Origin of the sequence: Actinomadura sp. NTSP31, from assembly GCF_041951385.1 — a bacterium.
Classification (GTDB): domain Bacteria; phylum Actinomycetota; class Actinomycetes; order Streptosporangiales; family Streptosporangiaceae; genus Spirillospora; species Spirillospora napierensis.
The window spans coordinates 92039-108003 of the sequence record NZ_JBGNUT010000006.1 but is presented as its reverse complement, the minus strand read 5'-3'; the positions used below and the strand labels follow the sequence as shown (position 1 = coordinate 108003).

At 72.7% G+C, this 15965-nt stretch carries 14 protein-coding genes and 7 tRNA genes; 8 read left to right on the top strand and 13 right to left on the bottom strand.

Annotated features, from left to right (window positions below; translation table 11 throughout):
- Positions 1–132: 132 nt before the first annotated feature.
- Both ACA514_RS12315 and ACA514_RS12310 read right to left on the bottom strand, forming a co-directional pair.
- Positions 133–1299: an acyl-CoA dehydrogenase family protein gene (locus tag ACA514_RS12315; RefSeq protein ID WP_375041202.1), complete on the bottom strand. Its 1167-nt coding sequence runs from the start codon at positions 1297–1299 to the stop codon at positions 133–135.
- A gap of 144 nt (positions 1300–1443) precedes the next feature.
- Positions 1444–2319, bottom strand: coding sequence for a LysR substrate-binding domain-containing protein (locus ACA514_RS12310; RefSeq protein WP_375041201.1), 876 nt, complete (start codon positions 2317–2319; stop codon positions 1444–1446).
- A 75-nt stretch (positions 2320–2394) separates the two neighbouring features.
- Here ACA514_RS12310 and kdgD point away from each other — a divergent pair, with 75 nt between their 5' ends.
- Together kdgD and ACA514_RS12300 are read left to right on the top strand one after the other, a co-directional pair.
- On the top strand, positions 2395–3309 hold the full coding sequence (gene kdgD / locus ACA514_RS12305) for a 5-dehydro-4-deoxyglucarate dehydratase (protein ID WP_375041200.1): 915 nt from the start codon (positions 2395–2397) through the stop codon (positions 3307–3309).
- 1 nt (position 3310) lies between these two features.
- Entirely contained in the window at positions 3311–4453 is a 1143-nt protein-coding gene (locus tag ACA514_RS12300) for a mandelate racemase/muconate lactonizing enzyme family protein (RefSeq protein WP_375041199.1), read from the top strand.
- Between the two features lie 24 nt (positions 4454–4477).
- On the opposite strand, the gene ACA514_RS12295 is transcribed toward ACA514_RS12300, so the two are convergent.
- The 9 genes from ACA514_RS12295 to ACA514_RS12255 form a co-directional block, all read right to left on the bottom strand.
- A tRNA-Gln gene (locus ACA514_RS12295) sits at positions 4478–4549 on the bottom strand.
- A gap of 23 nt (positions 4550–4572) precedes the next feature.
- Positions 4573–4643, bottom strand: a tRNA-Lys gene (locus ACA514_RS12290).
- Between the two features lie 15 nt (positions 4644–4658).
- Positions 4659–4730 (bottom strand) — tRNA-Gly (locus ACA514_RS12285).
- A gap of 25 nt (positions 4731–4755) precedes the next feature.
- Positions 4756–4827, bottom strand: a tRNA-Arg gene (locus ACA514_RS12280).
- Between the two features lie 5 nt (positions 4828–4832).
- Positions 4833–4904: transfer RNA gene (locus tag ACA514_RS12275), tRNA-Phe, on the bottom strand.
- Between the two features lies 1 nt (position 4905).
- Positions 4906–4978: transfer RNA gene (locus ACA514_RS12270), tRNA-Pro, on the bottom strand.
- 33 nt (positions 4979–5011) lie between these two features.
- A tRNA-Ala gene (locus tag ACA514_RS12265) sits at positions 5012–5084 on the bottom strand.
- Between the two features lie 380 nt (positions 5085–5464).
- Entirely contained in the window at positions 5465–5608 is a 144-nt protein-coding gene (locus ACA514_RS12260; protein WP_375041198.1) for an LPFR motif small protein, read from the bottom strand.
- A gap of 53 nt (positions 5609–5661) precedes the next feature.
- The gene (locus ACA514_RS12255; RefSeq protein ID WP_375041197.1) at positions 5662–6456 is read right to left on the bottom strand and encodes a putative protein N(5)-glutamine methyltransferase; all 795 of its coding nucleotides are present in this window, start codon (positions 6454–6456) and stop codon (positions 5662–5664) included.
- 221 nt (positions 6457–6677) lie between these two features.
- Here ACA514_RS12255 and ACA514_RS12250 point away from each other — a divergent pair, with 221 nt between their 5' ends.
- From ACA514_RS12250 to ACA514_RS12235, 4 genes are all read left to right on the top strand, one after another.
- Entirely contained in the window at positions 6678–7388 is a 711-nt protein-coding gene (locus ACA514_RS12250; protein ID WP_375041196.1) for a 2OG-Fe(II) oxygenase, read from the top strand.
- A gap of 64 nt (positions 7389–7452) precedes the next feature.
- Complete coding sequence (locus ACA514_RS12245; RefSeq protein WP_375041195.1) at positions 7453–8286, top strand: pentapeptide repeat-containing protein; 834 nt, start codon at positions 7453–7455, stop codon at positions 8284–8286.
- Positions 8287–8346: 60 nt separating this feature from the next.
- A complete protein-coding gene (locus ACA514_RS12240; RefSeq protein WP_375041194.1) occupies positions 8347–8904 on the top strand; it encodes a hypothetical protein in 558 nt (185 codons plus the stop codon).
- Complete coding sequence (locus ACA514_RS12235) at positions 8901–10034, top strand: PrsW family intramembrane metalloprotease (protein ID WP_375041193.1); 1134 nt, start codon at positions 8901–8903, stop codon at positions 10032–10034. The genes ACA514_RS12240 and ACA514_RS12235 overlap by 4 nt, the downstream gene beginning before the upstream one ends.
- A 9-nt stretch (positions 10035–10043) precedes the next feature.
- Here ACA514_RS12235 and ACA514_RS12230 read toward each other — a convergent pair whose 3' ends face one another.
- Entirely contained in the window at positions 10044–11414 is a 1371-nt protein-coding gene (locus ACA514_RS12230) for an MFS transporter (RefSeq protein ID WP_375041192.1), read from the bottom strand.
- Positions 11415–11509: 95 nt separating this feature from the next.
- On the opposite strand from ACA514_RS12230, the gene ACA514_RS12225 reads away from it, so the two are divergent.
- Complete coding sequence (locus ACA514_RS12225) at positions 11510–12388, top strand: LysR family transcriptional regulator (RefSeq protein ID WP_375041191.1); 879 nt, start codon at positions 11510–11512, stop codon at positions 12386–12388.
- A 100-nt stretch (positions 12389–12488) separates the two neighbouring features.
- Positions 12489–14135: a cytochrome bc complex cytochrome b subunit gene (locus ACA514_RS12220; protein ID WP_375041190.1), complete on the top strand. Its 1647-nt coding sequence runs from the start codon at positions 12489–12491 to the stop codon at positions 14133–14135.
- 75 nt (positions 14136–14210) lie between these two features.
- Here the strand turns inward: ACA514_RS12220 and ctaD are convergent, their stop codons facing one another.
- On the bottom strand, positions 14211–15893 hold the full coding sequence (ctaD, locus tag ACA514_RS12215; protein WP_375041189.1) for a cytochrome c oxidase subunit I: 1683 nt from the start codon (positions 15891–15893) through the stop codon (positions 14211–14213).
- Positions 15894–15965: the final 72 nt, after the last annotated feature.

Here is a 15965-nt window from a genome sequence, read left to right as displayed (position 1 = left end):
GGCCCTCCCTTGTCCGCGATGGACCGCCGGCACCACCCATCCTGGCGGCGGTTCCCCGGTCGCGGCAGGCCTTTCGCCGTCACGCCGCCGTACCGGCGGTCTTCCCCGGGGAGTCGCCGGCGGCACCGGGAGCTATTTGAGGAGTTGGCGGGCGATGACCATCCGCTGGATCTGGTTGGTGCCCTCGTAGATCTGGGTGATCTTGGCGTCGCGCATCATCCGCTCCACCGGGAACTCCCGCGTATACCCATACCCGCCCAAAAGCTGCACCGCGTCGGTCGTCACGTCCATCGCCACATCCGAGGCCAGCGCCTTGCACGCCGACGACACCAACGTCAGATCGGCGACCTTGTCCCCCAGCATCGCCCGCTCGGACTTGATCGCCGCGTGGTAGGTCAACTGCCGCGCACCCTCCAACCGCATCGCCATGTCCGCCAACATGAACTGCACACCCTGGAAATCACCGATCGCCTGACCGAACTGCTTGCGCTCCTTGACATACCCCACCGCGAAATCCAGCGCGCCCTGCGCGATCCCCAGCGCCTGCGCCGCGATCGTGATCCGGGTGTGGTCCAGGGTGGCCAGCGCGGTCTTGAAACCGGTGCCCTCGGCGCCGATGATCCGATCGGCCGGGATCCGCACATCCTCCAAGATCACCTGCCGGGTCGGCGACCCCTTGATCCCCAGCTTGCGCTCCTTGGCCCCGAACGACACCCCCGGATCGGACCTCTCCACCACGAACGCCGAGATCCCCCGCGCCCCCGCCGGCGGGTCGGTGACCGCCATCACCGTGTAGTACTCCGACACCCCCGCATTGGTGATCCACATCTTCGCGCCGTTCAACACCCAGGTGTCACCATCACGCACCGCGCGGGTCTTCATCCCACCCGCATCCGAACCCGCGTCGGCCTCCGACAGCGCATAGGAGAACATCGCCTCCCCCCGCGCCACCGGCCCCAGATACCTGCGCTTCAACTCCTCCGACCCCGACAACAGGATCGGCACCGTGCCCAGCTTGTTCACCGCCGGGATCAGCGAGGACGACGCGCACGCCCGCGCGACCTCCTCGATCACGATCACCGTCGCCAACGCATCCGCGCCCGCACCCCCATACGACTCAGGGACGTGCACCGCGTGCAGGTCGTTGGCGACCAGCGCCTCCAGCGCCTCCTGCGGAAAACGCGACTCCTCGTCCACCTCCGCCGCGAACGGCGCGATCTTGGCATCCGCCAGCTCACGCACCGTCGCCCGCAGCAACTCCTGCTCCTCCGACGGCGCGTACGCGGGAAAGTCGCTCATCGTTCCTCCGGGGTGGGCGGCCGGGCCGTTACTTTGACGGCCAATATTTGGACGCCAAAGTAAGCGAGCGGGACGCGGCCGGTCAAGACGGCCGCGCGCAGGCGGAAGGTGGCCATCGCCACAGTTCCTCCCGGCCGCCGCGCGTCAGATGTGCTCCAGCAGCCTCACCAGGGCCGGGTTGTCGTTGCCGCGCCGCCACGTCAGGCTCAGCTCCACCGGGGCCGGGTCGGGCAGCTCCAGCGGGCGGAACGTCAGGCCCGCGTACCGCAGCCTCGCCGCCGCCTCGGGGATCAGCGCGAGGCCCCACCCGCCGTCCACCAGCGCGAGGATGCTGTGCACCTGGCTGAGGTACTGCGCGTAGACCGGGGAGACACCCGCCCACCGGAACAGCCCGACCAGCAGTTCGTGGAAGTAGCGCGCCTCGACCGGCGAGTACATGATGAGCGGCTGCCCGTCGAAGGCGTCCAGGCGGAGCGGGCCGCCGCCGGCGGCGAGCGGATGCCCGTTGGGCACGGCGGCCAGCAGCGCCTCCCGGTCGGCGGCCCGCTCCTCCAGCTCCGGCGCGGCGACGGGCGGGCGGACCAGCCCGAGGTCGAGGGCGCCCTCGGTGAGGGCCCGCAACTGGTCGCGGGTCACCATCTCGCGCAGCACGATCTCGACGTCCGGCAGCGCGGACCGCGCGGCGTCCAGCAGCCGGCCGAGCGCGGCGTAGGCGCTCGCCGCCGTGAACCCGACCGCGATCCGGCCGGCCTCCCCCGCCGACACCCGCCGCGCCGACAGCGCCGCGTGGTCGGCCTGGTGCAGCAGCCGGCGCGCCTCCACCAGGAACGCGCGCCCCGCGGGCGTCAGCCGGACCGAGCGGTTCGTCCGGTCGAACAGCCGCACCTTCAGCTCGTTCTCCAGCAGCTGGATCTGCCGGCTGAGCGGCGGCTGGGTCATCCGCAGCCGCTTGGCGGCCCGGCCGAAGTGCAGTTCCTCGGCGACGGCGACGAAGCTCGCGAGCTGGGTGAGGGTGAACAAACGATTCCCCGCGGGTATCAGTGGATCCGATATTCGTGTTGGACCTGGATCGATCGGCCATCCTAGCCTCGGGTCATGAGCGAGCACGCGCCCGACGAGACCGCCCGGCTGCTCGGCTCCGGGCTCCTGTCGTTCCCCGTCACCCACTTCCGTGACGACCTGTCCTTCGACGAGGACGGCTACCGCGCCAACATCGCCCGGCTCGGGCACGAGGGCGTCGCGGGACTGTTCGCGGCGGGCGGCACCGGGGAGTTCTTCTCCCTCACCCCCGCGGAGGTCGGCCGGGTCGTCCGGGCCGCCGCCGCGGAGACCCCGGACGGCGTCCCGCTGATCGCGCCCGCCGGGTACGGCACCGCCACCGCGGTCGAGATGGCCCGCGACGCCGAGCGGGCGGGCGCCGACGGCATCCTGCTGTTCCCGCCCTACCTCACGGAGGCGCCGCAGGACGGGCTCGCCGCGCACGTCCGCGCGGTGTGCGAGGCCACCCGGCTCGGCGTGACGATCTACAGCCGGTCCAACGCCGTCTACCAGGACGGCACCGTCGCGCGGCTCGCCGAGGCGTGCCCCAACCTCGTCGGGTTCAAGGACGGCGTCGGCGACCTGGAGCTGATGACGCGGATCCGGTCGCGGCTCGGCGACCGCCTGGTCTACATCGGCGGGCTGCCGACCGCCGAGACGTTCGCGCTGCCCTACCTGGAGATGGGCGTGACGACGTACTCCTCGGCGATCTTCAACTTCGCGCCGGACTTCGCGCTCGGGTTCTACCGGGCCGTCCGCGCCCGCGACCGGGACGAGGTGCGGCGCCGGCTGGCCGATTTCGTGCTGCCGTACTGCGAGATCCGCAACCGGAGCAAGGGCTACGCGGTCAGCATCGTCAAGGCGGGGATGCGCGCCGCCGGGCGTCCTGCCGGGCCCGTCCGGCCACCGCTGACCGACCTGACCGGCGCCGAGCTCGCCGACCTGACGGCCCTGGTGGAGAAGGTGCTCTGAGATGACCGGCGGGGCCGCGCCGGACCGCGTCGCGTGGATCGAGCTGTCCTCGGTCACGCTGCCGCTCGCCGTCCCGGTCAGCGACGCGAAGGTGCTGACCGGGCGGCAGCGCCCGATGACCGAGGTCGTGTTCCTGTTCGCCGAGATCGGCACCGAGGACGGGCACGAGGGCCTCGGGTTCGGCTACTCCAAGCGGGCCGGCGGGCCGGGGCAGTTCGCGCACGCCGCCGAGATCGCGCCCGCGCTGATCGGCGAGGACCCCAGCGACATCGCCAGGATCTGGACGAAGCTGGCGTGGGCAGGCGCCTCGGTCGGACGCGGCGGGCTAGCCGTCCAGGCGATCGCCGCCATCGACATCGCGCTGTGGGACCTGAAGGCGAAGCGCGCGGGCCTGCCGCTGGCCAAGCTGCTCGGCGCGCACCGCGACTCCGTCCGCTGCTACAACACCTCAGGCGGGTTCCTGCACGCGCCGCTGGAGGAGGTCCTCGACAACGCGTCGGCATCGCTGGCGTCCGGGATCGGCGGCATCAAGATCAAGGTGGGGCATCCCGACCGCGCCGAGGACCTGCGCCGCGTCACCGCCGTCCGCGAGCGCCTCGGCGACGCCGTCCCGCTGATGGTGGACGCGAACCAGCAGTGGGACCGGACGGCCGCGCTGCGGATGGGCCGCGCGCTGGAGGGGTTCGGCCTCACCTGGATCGAGGAGCCGCTGGACGCGCACGACGCCGAGGGCCACGCCGCCCTCGCCCGCGCGCTGGACACCCCGGTCGCGACCGGCGAGATGCTGACCAGCGTCGCCGAGCACTGCGCGCTGATCGACGCGGGCGCGGCCGACGTCCTCCAGCCGGACGCGGCCCGCATCGGCGGCATCACCGAGTTCGTGAGGCTCGCCGTCCTGGCGGACCACCGGCACCTCCAGCTCGCGCCGCACTTCGCGATGGAGATCCACCTCCATCTGGCGGCGGCGTACCCGTCCGAGCCGTGGGTGGAGCATTTCGACTGGCTGGACCCGCTGTTCAACGAGCGGCTGGTGATCGCCGACGGCCGGATGCAGGTGCCCGCCCGTCCCGGCCTCGGCATCACGCTGAGCGAGCAGGCCCGCGCCTGGACGACCCAGCGGACCCGCGTCGGCGCGCGCCCGTGACGCGCCTCTCGGCGGAAAGGCCGGCTGCTGGAGCAGGATTCGAACCTGCACTTTCGTGGTTCAGAGCCACGCGTCCTTCCGTTAGACCATCCAGCATCGCGGGAGCGCGTCCCGCGTCGTGCCGCCCGGAGGAGTCGAACCTCCATATCCGGGGTAAGAGCCCGGAGTCCTCCCATTGAACGAGAGCGGCGTGTCCCGCCTGCCGAGCCGCACCCGGGAATCGAACCCGGTACTCCTGGGTGGAAGCCAGGTGCCTCACCATTTCGGCTTGTGCGACCGAGCGGAGCCGGCGGGCTCCGCGGTACCTCTGCCAGGACTCGAACCTGGGCTCCCGCGTTCGTAGCGCGATGCTCTGTCCACTGAGCTACAGAGGCCTGCGTGGCCGTCCGAGGAGTCGAACCTCGTCCTCCCGGTTTTCAACCGGGCGCTCATCCCCATGAGCTTGAAGGCCGTCGGGAAGCACGGACTCGAACCGCGTATCTCCCGCTCCCAGGGCGGGCGGGGCACCACATCCCCTTCTTCCCGTGGTCCGCCCGGGCGGGACGCCCGGCGCGGCCGTGGATCGGACCGGACTCGAACCGGCAACCTCCCGCTTGCGGGGCGGGCGCTCTCCCTCTTGAGCTACAGACCCATGGACGTGCGATTCAATTGTCAACGGCCGCGAATGCGCGCAGCATGAGGAGAACATCCGGCGAATGGCAGGGCGGGCATGAAAAAGGCCGCCGGGTCGTCTCCCTGGCGGCCTCCGGCGGAACCTTGCGGCCCTATCCGGTGACGCCTCGAGGGATGACGAAACCTCGCTGCGGTCGAGCGGCGACCGCGAAGCGCTGCGGCTGCGGCTGCGGCACCTGCTTGACGATGTTCGTCCCGATCATCTCCGCGCTCCCTTCCGGCTCGTCCCGTGCGGTTCGTCACTTATATGGTGCGGGGCGCCGCATGAATGCGCAACACCTTTTATCCACGAATCGCCCCGGTCCCCGAAAAGGGGGCCGGGGCGATCCGGAATGGGCGTCAGGCGGCCCGGCGCCCGCGGGTGCGGGCCGGACGGCCGCCGCGCGAGGGGGTCAGCAGGCGGCCCAGCACCCGGAACGGCAGGGTCACGATGTTCACGACGGTGCCGACGATGGCGCTGAGCGCTGCGCTGATGCGGCGCATGAAACTCACTCCTTCATGTCGTCCTGGTCCGTTCCATACCCTCACGTGGCGTTCTACACAGGAAGGGCGCCGATGATCACCGTGGCGAAGAGCTCCTCCGAGCGCGCGACGGTCGCGGTGAGGCCGCTGCGGGCGACCGCGTCGGCGGCGTCCGCGACCTGCCGCTCGGTGGTCTCGAACAGCAGGCGCCCGCCGGGCGCCAGCCATCGCGGCGCCTCGGCCGTCACGCGCCGCAGCACGTCGAGACCGTCCGCGCCGCCGTCCAGCGCGACGCGCGGCTCGTGCGTCCGCGCCTCGGCGGGCAGCAGGCCGACCTCGCCGGTCGGCACGTACGGGACGTTGGCGAGCAGCACGTCCACCCGTCCGCGCAGGCCGGCGGGCAGCGGGTCGAACAGGTCGCCCTCGTGGACGTGCCCGCCGGCGGGCACGACGTTGCGCCGGGCGCACCGCACCGCGGCGGGCTCGACGTCGGCGGCGTGCAGTTCGAACGCGTCCAGGCCCGCGACGAGCGCGACGCCCAGCGCGCCGGACCCGCAGCACAGGTCGACGACGACCGGCCGGGGCGGCAGCAGCCGGGCGGCCTGCCCGACGAGGAACTCGGTGCGGCGGCGCGGGACGAAGACGCCCGGCTCGACGGCGATCCGCAGCCCGCGGAAGGCGGCCCAGCCGAGGACGTGCTCGAGCGGAAGCCCGGCGGCCCGCCGTTCGGCCATCGCGGCCGCCTCCGCGGGCGTGCGGGCGGTGGACAGGATCAGTTCCGCCTCGTCCTCGGCGAAGACGCAGCCGGCGGCCCGGAGGGCGGAGACGAGGGACTCGGGCGAGGAGGGCGGTGGTGCGTGACCGGACATGGGCGCCTTTCGGAGAACCGGTGGGCGCTCCCCCGGCCGCCTAGGACCGGCCGGTCGCACGCTCGCGAGGCGGGAGCACCCGGACTGAGCTGGCAGGAACGGGACTCACCTCCTCGTCGATCCGCTGCGGACGACGGCCAGATTACCGCAGCGGCGCAACCTCCCTGCTCGCACCGGTGTTGACCGAAGACGGGCATGGCACGAGCGAAGGAGGGCCCATCATGGGCGGCTACGCGGACCGGGTCGCGGAGGGCGACTGGGCGGCGATCGGCGGGGAGGTGGACGCCTGCGGCTGCGCCCTCACTCCCCCGCTGCTGACGAAGGAGGAGTGCGGGGAGATCGCCGGGCTCTACGACGACGCGGGCCGGTTCCGTTCGACGATCGACATGGAGCGGTACCGGTTCGGCGCGGGCCAGTACCGGTACTTCGCCGAGCCGTTCCCGGGCCCGGTCCAGGAACTGCGCGAGGCCCTGTATCCGCGGCTGCTGCCGATCGCCCGCGACTGGGCCGCGAGGCTGGGACGTCCCGCTCCCTGGCCGGACACGCTGCCCGAATGGCTCGGCATGTGCCATGACGCGGGCCAGACGAAGCCGACGCCGATCCTGCTGCGCTACGGCCGGGACGACTGGAACGCGCTGCACCGCGACCTGTACGGCGACCTGGTGTTCCCGCTCCAGGTCGTGATCGGCCTGGACGATCCGGGCGTCGACTACACCGGCGGCGAGTTCCTGATGGTCGAGCAGCGGGCGCGCGCCCAGTCGCGGGGCACCGCGACGCTCCTCCCCCGCGGCCGCGGGCTGGTCTTCACGACGCGGGACCGTCCGGTGCGGACGCGGCGGGGCTGGTCGGCGTCGCCGGTCCGGCACGGCGTCAGCGTGGTGCGGTCGGGGCACCGCCGGACGCTCGGGCTGGTCTTCCACGACGCCGCCTGACGGTGGTCACGGCACGCGCTGGAGGGCGCGACAATGGAGTGTTGACCAGGACGGGGGTTCAGGCGTGCCGGACAAGAGCGGGCTGAAGGCCGATTGCGGGTCGTGCTTCGGGCTGTGCTGCGTCGCGCTGCCGTTCGCGAAGTCGGCGGACTTCGCGGTCAGCAAGGAGGCGGGGCAGGCCTGCGACAACCTGCTGGCCGACTTCGGCTGCGGCATCCACACCGAGCTCCGGGAACGCGGTTTCCCGGGCTGCACGGTCTTCGACTGCTTCGGCGCCGGCCAGAAGGTGTCGCAGGAGACCTTCGGCGGGCGGGACTGGCGGCGGGGGCCCGAGGTCTCGGCCTCCATGTTCCGCGTGTTCCCGGTGATGCGGCAATTGCACGAGCTGCTCTGGTACCTGGCGGACGCGCTGGAGATGCCCGCCGCCGCGTCCGTCCATCCGGAACTCCGCGCGGCGCTGGACGAGACGGAGGCGCTGACCCGCGGCGGCCCCGCCGAGGTCGCCGCCGTGGACGTCCCGGCGGTGCGCGAGAAGGTGAACGTGCTGCTGCTGCGCGCCAGTGAACTGGTGCGCGGCCGGGTCCCGGGCCGCAAGCGGAACCACCGGGGCGCCGACCTCGTCGGGGCGCGGCTGAAGGGCGCCGACCTGCGCGGGGCGAACCTGCGCGGCGCCTACCTGATCGGGGCGGACCTGCGGAAGGCCGACCTGCGGTCCGCCGACCTGATCGGGGCGGACCTGCGGGGCGCCGAGCTGGCGGGCGCCGATCTGACCGGTGCGCTGTTCCTCACCCAGGCGCAGGCCGACGCCGCGCGGGGCGACGCCGCGACCCGGCTGCCCGCGGCGCTGGCCGCGCCCGCCCACTGGACATCGCGCCGGACCGCTCCCGAACCCACCTGATCTTGTTTAGTCCCCTCGTCGGGGGGCATTTCCCGCAGCGCAGGTCATCAGGGGGGCCACGTGGCGCGGGTGAGATGGTGGGGCACGGGGCTCGTGGTCCTCGTGCTGCTCGTCCTCGGCGGCGGGCTTCCCCTGGTCGACAGGGCGCTCGGCAGCGGCGGCTCCGCGCTGGCGGCGGGCACCGTCGTCGCGGTCGGCACCGAACGCGCCGGCGTCCGCCCGGTGACGTTCACGGTCCCGGCGGCCGGCTGGGTGCTGGACACGGCGGAGTCCTCGCTGACCAGCAACGCCGCGCTGTCCAACGACGAGGTCGTGTTCAACCTGAACGCGGTCGTCCCGTTCGGGTCGCTGGACAGCGCGCGCCTGTGGAACGGGCTCGGCCGGATCGTCTCGATGGGCGGCGGGCGGCTGCCCGGGACCCCGCGGGCCGTCACGACCGGGCACGGGCTGGCCGGGCTGACCGGTGCGCTCACCGGGCACGGCAAGGTCGGCACGGCGAGCGCGTTCGCCAAGGACGACCTCGGCGCGACGGTGACGGCGGCCGGCCCGCCGGACGCCTACCGCCGCCTCGCCGCCCAGGTGCGGGCGATGGTCCTCAGCATCGAGATCGCGCCATGACGCGCCGTCCCGCGTTCTGGCTGTGGGCGGTGATGTGCCCGCTCGGGGCCTGGATCGCGCTGCGCGCGATGGACGCGCAGATCGCGGAGTTCCCGGCGGCCGCGGTGGCCGGGTTCGCGCTGCTGGCGCCGGTGCTCGTCCTCGGGGTGTGGGGGCTGCGGCGGCTGCATCCGGTCCGCCCGCGGCCCGTCGGGTACGCGATGGTCGCGGTGGCGTGGGGCGGGCTGGCCGCGTTCGGGACGGCGCTGGTCGCCAACGCCGCGTTCCAGGCGGTCATCGCCAAGACCGCCGGGCCGGAGTTCAACGCCCGCTGGGGCGCCTCGATCGCCGCGCCGGTCGACGAGGAGCTGCTGAAGCTGGCGGGCGTGGCGGTGCTGGCGCTGATGGTGCCGTGCGCGGTGCGCGGGCCGCTGGACGGCTGGGCGTACGGCGCGCTGGCCGGGCTGGGGTTCCAGATCGTCGAGAACTTCCTGTACGTGCTGAACACGATCGTGCTGACCGGCGGGACGCAGGACGCGAACGCGGCGTTCTTCACCTTCGGCGGCCGGGTGATCGGCGGCGCCTGGTGGAGCCACTGGGCGATGACCGCGGTCGGAGGCGCCGGGCTCGGCTCCCTGCTCGGGCGGGCCTCGCGGTCGACGGCCGCGCTCGCGTTCGGCTCGCTCGTCCTGGCCATGGCCCTGCACGCATGGTGGGACTCCCCGCTGCTGCCCGGTGCGGCGCTGCTGCCGCTGAAGGGCGCGCCGATCCTGCTGGCGGCGGTGGTCGCGTACCGGCTGGCGCGGCGCCGCTACCTCGTCCGGTTCCGGCGGGCGGCGGCCGAGGAGACGGCGCAGGGCGTGCTGCTGCCGGGCGAGGACCGGGTGCTGGCCTTCCGGCGGTGGCGGCGCAAGGAGCGGTGGGACGTGCCGACCGGGGAGCCGCGGCGGCTGCTGGAGCGGCTGCGGGCGGCCGAGCTGGACCTGCTCGAGGACGGGTTCGGCGGGCTGGAGCCGGATCCGCGGGCCGCGGACCGGCTCCGGGCGGAGATCGCCGTCCTGCGCCGCCGTCTCACCGCCGCGCGCGCCGGTCCCGTCCGGCCGGGCGCGGACGCGGCCCGTCCCGACACCGCCCACCCCGACACCGCCTGACCCCTATGGCTACCGCCTGAACCGTCCGGCGAAGGCGGCCGCGAACGCGGCTGCGCAGACGGCGGCGGCGACGAACAGGGCGCGGCCCGCCTCGCCGCCGTCCTGCCCGACGGCCGCGAACGCGCCCATGATCGCGACGCCGAGGGTGGCGCCGAACTGGCGGACGGCGTTGAGCAGTCCCCCGGCGGCGCCGGCGGTGCCCTCCGGTGCGGCGGCGACGACCAGGGTCGCCAGCGCCGGGAGCGCGAACGAGACGCCGAAGCCGGTGCACAGCAGGCCCGCGAGCAGCGCCGGGTAGGACGCGCCGGCCGACAGGACGACCCCGAACAGCACGCCGCCGGCGGTCAGCAGGGCGAGGCCGGCCAGCACGGGCGGGCGCGGCCCGGTCCGCGCCACGATCCGCCCGGTGACCAGCGGGTTGAACGCGAACGGCAGGGTCATCGGCAGGAACGCCAGGCCGCTCCGCAGCGCCGACATCCCGAGGGTCTCCTGGAAGACCAGCGGCAGCACGAACAGCACGCCCGTCATCACGAAGTTGACCGCCGCGCCCGCGACCAGCGAAGCCGGCATTCCGGGCGCGCGCAGGATCGCCGGGACCAGCACGGGCGCCGCGCTGCGCCTTTCCAGCACGCCGAACGCGGTCGCGGCGGCGACCGTCCCGGCCGCCGAACAGGCCGCGTGGACGCGGGCGCCGGAGCCGAGCGCGATGAGCGCGTCGGTGAGCAGGCCGAGCGTGACGCACGCGACGACCTGGGCGGGCCAGTCGATGGTGCGGTCGCCGCGCGGGCAGTGCACCCGAGGCCCGGCGACGAGGGCGAGGACCAGGACGGCGAGCGGCACGTTGATCAGGAAGATCGCCCGCCAGCCGGCCAGCCCGACCAGGGCGCCGCCCGCGATCGGCCCGGCGGCCAGCGCGGCGCCGCTGGTGGCCGCCCAGGCCGCCACGGCCTTCGCGCGCTCGGCCGGCACCGGGTAGAGCCGGCTGATCATCGCCATCGAGGCGGGCACGCACGCCGCGGCGGCGACGCCGAGCACCGCGCGCAGCGCGACCAGCGTCCCCAGGTTCGGGGCGAAGGCGCTGAGCAGCGACGCGGCGCCGAACACGGCGATGCCCGCGCGGAACGCGCGGTGCGCGCCGTGGCGGTCGGCGACCGCTCCGGCCGACAGCAGCAGCGCGCCGAAGACGACGGTGTAGCCGGTGACGGCCCATTGCAGGCCCGCGACCGTCCCGTGCAGCGAGCGGGCGAGGTCGGGCTCGGCCACCGAGAGGACGGTGGTGTCGAGCAGCACCATGAAGTAGCCGAGCGATATGCCGAACAGGGCGGGGCGGCGCCGCGCGCCGCCGGACGCCACCGCGTCCGGGGAGAGAACCGTGGTCATGGCGCCCAGTCTGGAAATCGCGGGCCCGGGACTCCACCGGCCCGCCCGCACGCCGCGTTCGGAATATCCGAACGACCGCGCGAGGTTGCTCCGGCATGGAATTGCGCCAGCTGCGGACCTTCGAGGCCGTCATCGAGCACGGCACCGTCACCGACGCCGCGAACGCGCTCGGCCTCGCGCCGTCGTCGGTGTCGGAGCAGGTCCGGACGCTGGAGCGCTCCCTCGGCGTCGCGCTGTTCGACCGCGGCCCGAAGGGGATGCGGCTGACCGGGGCGGGCGAGCGGATGCGCGGATGGGCCGGGCGGCTGCTGGCGCAGGCCGAGCAGGCGCGCCGGGAGGTCGCGGGCGAGCCCCCGGTGGTGCGGCTCGGCGCGCTGGAGACGATCGCGGCGACGCACGTCCCGGCGGTGCTGGAGCGGGTCGCAGAGCGGCGGCCCGGCCTGCGCGTCGAGGTCCGCTCGGACGCGGCCCGCGACCAACTGCTCGGCGCGGTCGCCGGCGGCGACCTGGACGCCGCGCTGCTGCTGGACACCGGCCCCGGCCTCGGCGACCTCGGCTTCGCGGCGCCGCCCGAGCCGCTCGGCTTCGTCGACCTGGAGCCGGTGCCGCTCGCGCTGGTCGCCGCGCCGGGCCACCCGCTCGCCGCCGCCGCGCGGGTCGCCGCCGCCGACCTGGCGGGCGAGCGGCTGCTGGTCAACGTGCCGGCCTGCTCGTTCTGGCTGGCCGGGGAGCGGATCCTCGGGTCCGGCGTCGAGCGGGTGCGGGCGGGCAGCGTGACGGTCATGGCGTCCTGGGCGGAGCGGGGGCTCGGGATCGCGCTGGTGCCGGAGTTCGCCGTCCGGGACCGGCTGGACGCCGGCTCCCTCGTCCGGCTCGCCCTCGACGCCCCCGACCTCAGCCTCCGCCTGGTGTGGCGCGCCGACCGGGAGGCGATGCCCGCCCTGCGCGAGGTGCTGTACGCGGCGAGCGCCTGACCTCGCCCGGCACCGCTCGCCGTCCGGCCGGCCCGCCGTTTGTGGGGCGCCCCCACGGGTACCCGCCCAGCGGAAACCCTGCTTGATCAGGAGGAGCGCGATGGCGGGACGGGACCGGGGCGGCGGGAAGCAGAAGCTGCCGGCGGGCTGGCGGCTGGCGTACGGGGTCAACGACCGGCTCGGCTCCACCGAGGTCCTGAGCCAGAACATCAAGAAGGCGTTCCCCAAGCACTGGTCGTTCCTGCTGGGCGAGATCGCGCTCTACTCGTTCATCGTCCTGGTCCTCACCGGCGTCTTCCTCACCCTGTTCTTCCGCCCGAGCGGCACGGAGATCGTCTACGACGGCTCCTACGCCCAGCTGCGCGGCATGAGGATGAGCGAGGCGTACGCGTCCACCCTCGACCTGTCGTTCGACGTGCGCGGCGGGCTGCTGATGCGGCAGATCCACCACTGGGCGGCGAACATCTTCCTCGCGGCGATCAGCGTCCACCTGCTGCGGATCTTCTTCACCGGCGCGTTCCGCAAGCCGCGCGAGATCAACTGGCTGATCGGGGTGACCCTGTTCGCGCTGTCGGTGCTGGAGGGGTTCGCCGGCTACTCCCTCCCCGACGACCTGCTGTCGGGCACCGGGCTGCGCATCGCCGAGGGCATCCTGCTCTCGGTGCCGATCGTCGGCACCTACCTCGCCTTCTGGGCTTTCGGCGGGCAGTTCCCCGCCAGCGAGACCTTCATCCCGCGGCTGTTCACCGTGCACATCCTGCTGGTCCCCGGCATCCTGCTCGCGCTGATCACCGCGCACCTGATGATCCTCTGGCACCAGACGCACACCCAGTGGCCCGGCAGGGGCCGCCGCGAGCAGGCGGTGCAGGGCGAGCCGACCTTCCCCAGCTTCATGGCGCAGAGCGGCGCGTACTTCCTCTACACCTTCGGGTTCCTGGCCGGCCTGGCGGCGTTCGCGCAGATCAACCCGGTCTGGCTGTACGGGCCCTACGATCCGGACCAGGTGTCGTTCGGCTCGCAGCCCGACTGGTACATCGCCTTCCTCGAAGGCTCGCTGCGCATCATGGGGCGGCTCTCCACCACGGTCGCGGGGCACACCGTCAGCTGGAACGTGCTGCTGCCGGCCGTCGTCCTGCCGATGGTGTTCTTCACCCTCATCGGCCTGTACCCGTTCTTCGAGAGATGGGCGACCGGGGACGAACGCGTCCACCACCTGCTCGACCGGCCCCGGAACGCCGCGACCCGGACGGCGATCGGCGCGGCCGTCATCGCCTGGTACGGCAACCTGTGGGCGGCGGGCGGCAACGACGTCATCTCCAACACCTTCAAGATCCCGCTGTTCTGGACGACGTGGTTCTTCCGGGCCGGCTTCTTCGCCTTCCCGGTGCTGGCGTTCGTCGTCGCCCGCCGCGTCTGCCTGAGCCTGCAGCGCCGCGACCTGCAGCAGCGCGAGGAGGGCGTGGAGAGCGGCCTGATCTCGCTGACGCCGGACGGCGGCTTCACCGAACGGCACGAGCGGCCGGAGCCGGAGCAGGCGGCGATCCTGCGGACCCGGCAGCCGCGCGAGCTGGTCGCGGCCTACCCGCACCACATCATCCCGCTGCCGACGCCCGGCCGCGTCCGGACCCAGGCCCGCACCCGCACCAACCGGTTCTACCTGAACTACCAGACCGAGTCCTACGGCGGCGGGCAGGGCGACCTCAAGCGCGGGGGCGCCGTGGAGAAGGAGAAGAAGGAAGGCTCCTGACCCACCGCAGAACCCGACGGCGGAGCCCGGCGCCTCCCTCACGGGGCGCCGGGCTCCGCCGGTGATGGGATCGCGTCAGGCGGGGGGCTGCGGGAGGGCGGGCTCGGACTTCTGCGGGTCGTCCTTCGGCGGATAGTGCAGGTCGAAGGCGGGGCGGAAGGAGCGGATGCGCGGCATCGAGGTGAAGTTGTGCCGGGGCGGTGGGCAGGACGTGGCCCACTCCAGGGAGCCGCCGTAGCCCCAGGGATCGTCCGTCTCGACGGGCCGGGCGCGGCGGTGCGTCCGGTAGATGTTCCACAGGAACGCGAACGTCGACGCGCCCAGGATGAAGGAGCCGATCGACGAAACGAAGTTCAGCGGGCCGAACTGCTCGGGGTAGTCGGCGATGCGGCGCGGCATGCCTTCGGCGCCGAGCCAGTGCTGGACGAGGAAGGTGGTGTGGAAGCCGACGAACAGCGACCAGAAATGGATTTTCCCCCAGGCCTCGTTCAGCATCTTGCCGGTCATCTTCGGCCACCAGAAGTAGAACCCGCCGAACATCGCGAACACCACGGTGCCGAACAGCACGTAATGGAAATGGGCGACGACGAAGTAGGAGTCGGTGAGGTGGAAGTCCATGGCCGGCGACGCGAGGATCACGCCGGTGAGGCCGCCGAACAGGAACGTGACCAGGAAGCCGATCGCCCACAGCATCGGCGTCTCGAAGGTGAGCTGCCCTTTCCACAGGGTGCCGACCCAGTTGAAGAACTTGATGCCCGTCGGCACCGCGATCATGAACGACGTCATCGAGAAGAACGGCAGCAGGACCTGGCCGGTGGCGAACATGTGGTGCGCCCAGACCGTCATGGACAGCCCGGTGATCGCGATGGTGGCGCAGACCATGCCGAGGTAGGCGAAGATGGGTTTGCGGGAGAACACCGGGATGATCTCGGTGACGATGCCGAAGAACGGCAGCGCCACGATGTAGACCTCGGGATGGCCGAAGAACCAGAACAGGTGCTGCCACAGCAGCGCCCCGCCGTTCGCGCCGTCGTAGATGTGCGCGCCGAACTTGCGGTCGGCCTCCAGCGCGAACAGCGCGGCGGTCAGCACGGGGAAGGCGATCAGCACCATCACGCTGGTCAGCAGCGCGTTCCAGGTGAAGATCGGCAGCCGGAACATCACCATGCCGGGAGCGCGCATCGCGATGATCGTCGTCATCAGGTTGACCGAGGTGAAGATGGTCCCGAACCCGGACACGATCAGGCCCATCACCCACATGTCGCCGCCCAGCCCGGGCGAGTACGCCGACGACGACAATGGCGAGTAGGAGAACCAGCCGAACGCGGCGGCGCCGCCCGGCATGAGGAAGCCCGCCAGCACCATGAGCGCGCCGAAAAGGAAGAGGTAATAGCTGAGCGTGTTCAGCCGCGGGAAGGCCACGTCGGGCGCGCCGATCTGCAGCGGCACGATCACGTTGGCGAAGCCCGCGAACAGCGGCGTCGCGAACAGCAGCAGCATGATCGTGCCGTGGATGGTGAACAGCTGGTTGTACTGCAGGTTGTTCATCACCTGCATGCCGGGCTCCATGAGCTCGGCCCGCATGAGCATCGCCATCAGCCCCGCGATCAGGAACATCGCGAACGAGGTGCCGAGATAGAGGTAGCCGACCATCTTGTGGTCGGTGGTGGCGAGAATGTCGCCGATCCTCGTTCCCTTGCGGTGGCGCGCCAGTGCGTCCGCGGCGCTGGTGTCCGGCGTGCCCTGCACAGCCGTCATCCGGGCTCCCCTCCTCGTCCATTACCAACCGGGGGTAATGACCGGAGAAAAACCCTTCAAACGCGCAGGTCG

Excerpts from the sequence above, each read along its gene's own strand:
- ACA514_RS12315 (WP_375041202.1), bottom strand. The coding sequence starts at position 1,299 with ATGAGCGACTTTCCCGCGTACGCGCCGTCGGAGGAGCAGGAGTTGCTG.
- kdgD (WP_375041200.1), top strand. The coding sequence starts at position 2,395 with ATGAGCGAGCACGCGCCCGACGAGACCGCCCGGCTGCTCGGCTCCGGG.
- ACA514_RS12300 (WP_375041199.1), top strand. The coding sequence starts at position 3,311 with ATGACCGGCGGGGCCGCGCCGGACCGCGTCGCGTGGATCGAGCTGTCC.
- ACA514_RS12260 (WP_375041198.1), bottom strand. The coding sequence starts at position 5,608 with ATGCGCCGCATCAGCGCAGCGCTCAGCGCCATCGTCGGCACCGTCGTG.
- ACA514_RS12255 (WP_375041197.1), bottom strand. The coding sequence starts at position 6,456 with ATGTCCGGTCACGCACCACCGCCCTCCTCGCCCGAGTCCCTCGTCTCC.
- ACA514_RS12250 (WP_375041196.1), top strand. The coding sequence starts at position 6,678 with ATGGGCGGCTACGCGGACCGGGTCGCGGAGGGCGACTGGGCGGCGATC.
- ACA514_RS12235 (WP_375041193.1), top strand. The coding sequence starts at position 8,901 with ATGACGCGCCGTCCCGCGTTCTGGCTGTGGGCGGTGATGTGCCCGCTC.
- ACA514_RS12230 (WP_375041192.1), bottom strand. The coding sequence starts at position 11,414 with ATGACCACGGTTCTCTCCCCGGACGCGGTGGCGTCCGGCGGCGCGCGG.
- ACA514_RS12225 (WP_375041191.1), top strand. The coding sequence starts at position 11,510 with ATGGAATTGCGCCAGCTGCGGACCTTCGAGGCCGTCATCGAGCACGGC.
- ACA514_RS12220 (WP_375041190.1), top strand. The coding sequence starts at position 12,489 with ATGGCGGGACGGGACCGGGGCGGCGGGAAGCAGAAGCTGCCGGCGGGC.
- ctaD (WP_375041189.1), bottom strand. The coding sequence starts at position 15,893 with ATGACGGCTGTGCAGGGCACGCCGGACACCAGCGCCGCGGACGCACTG.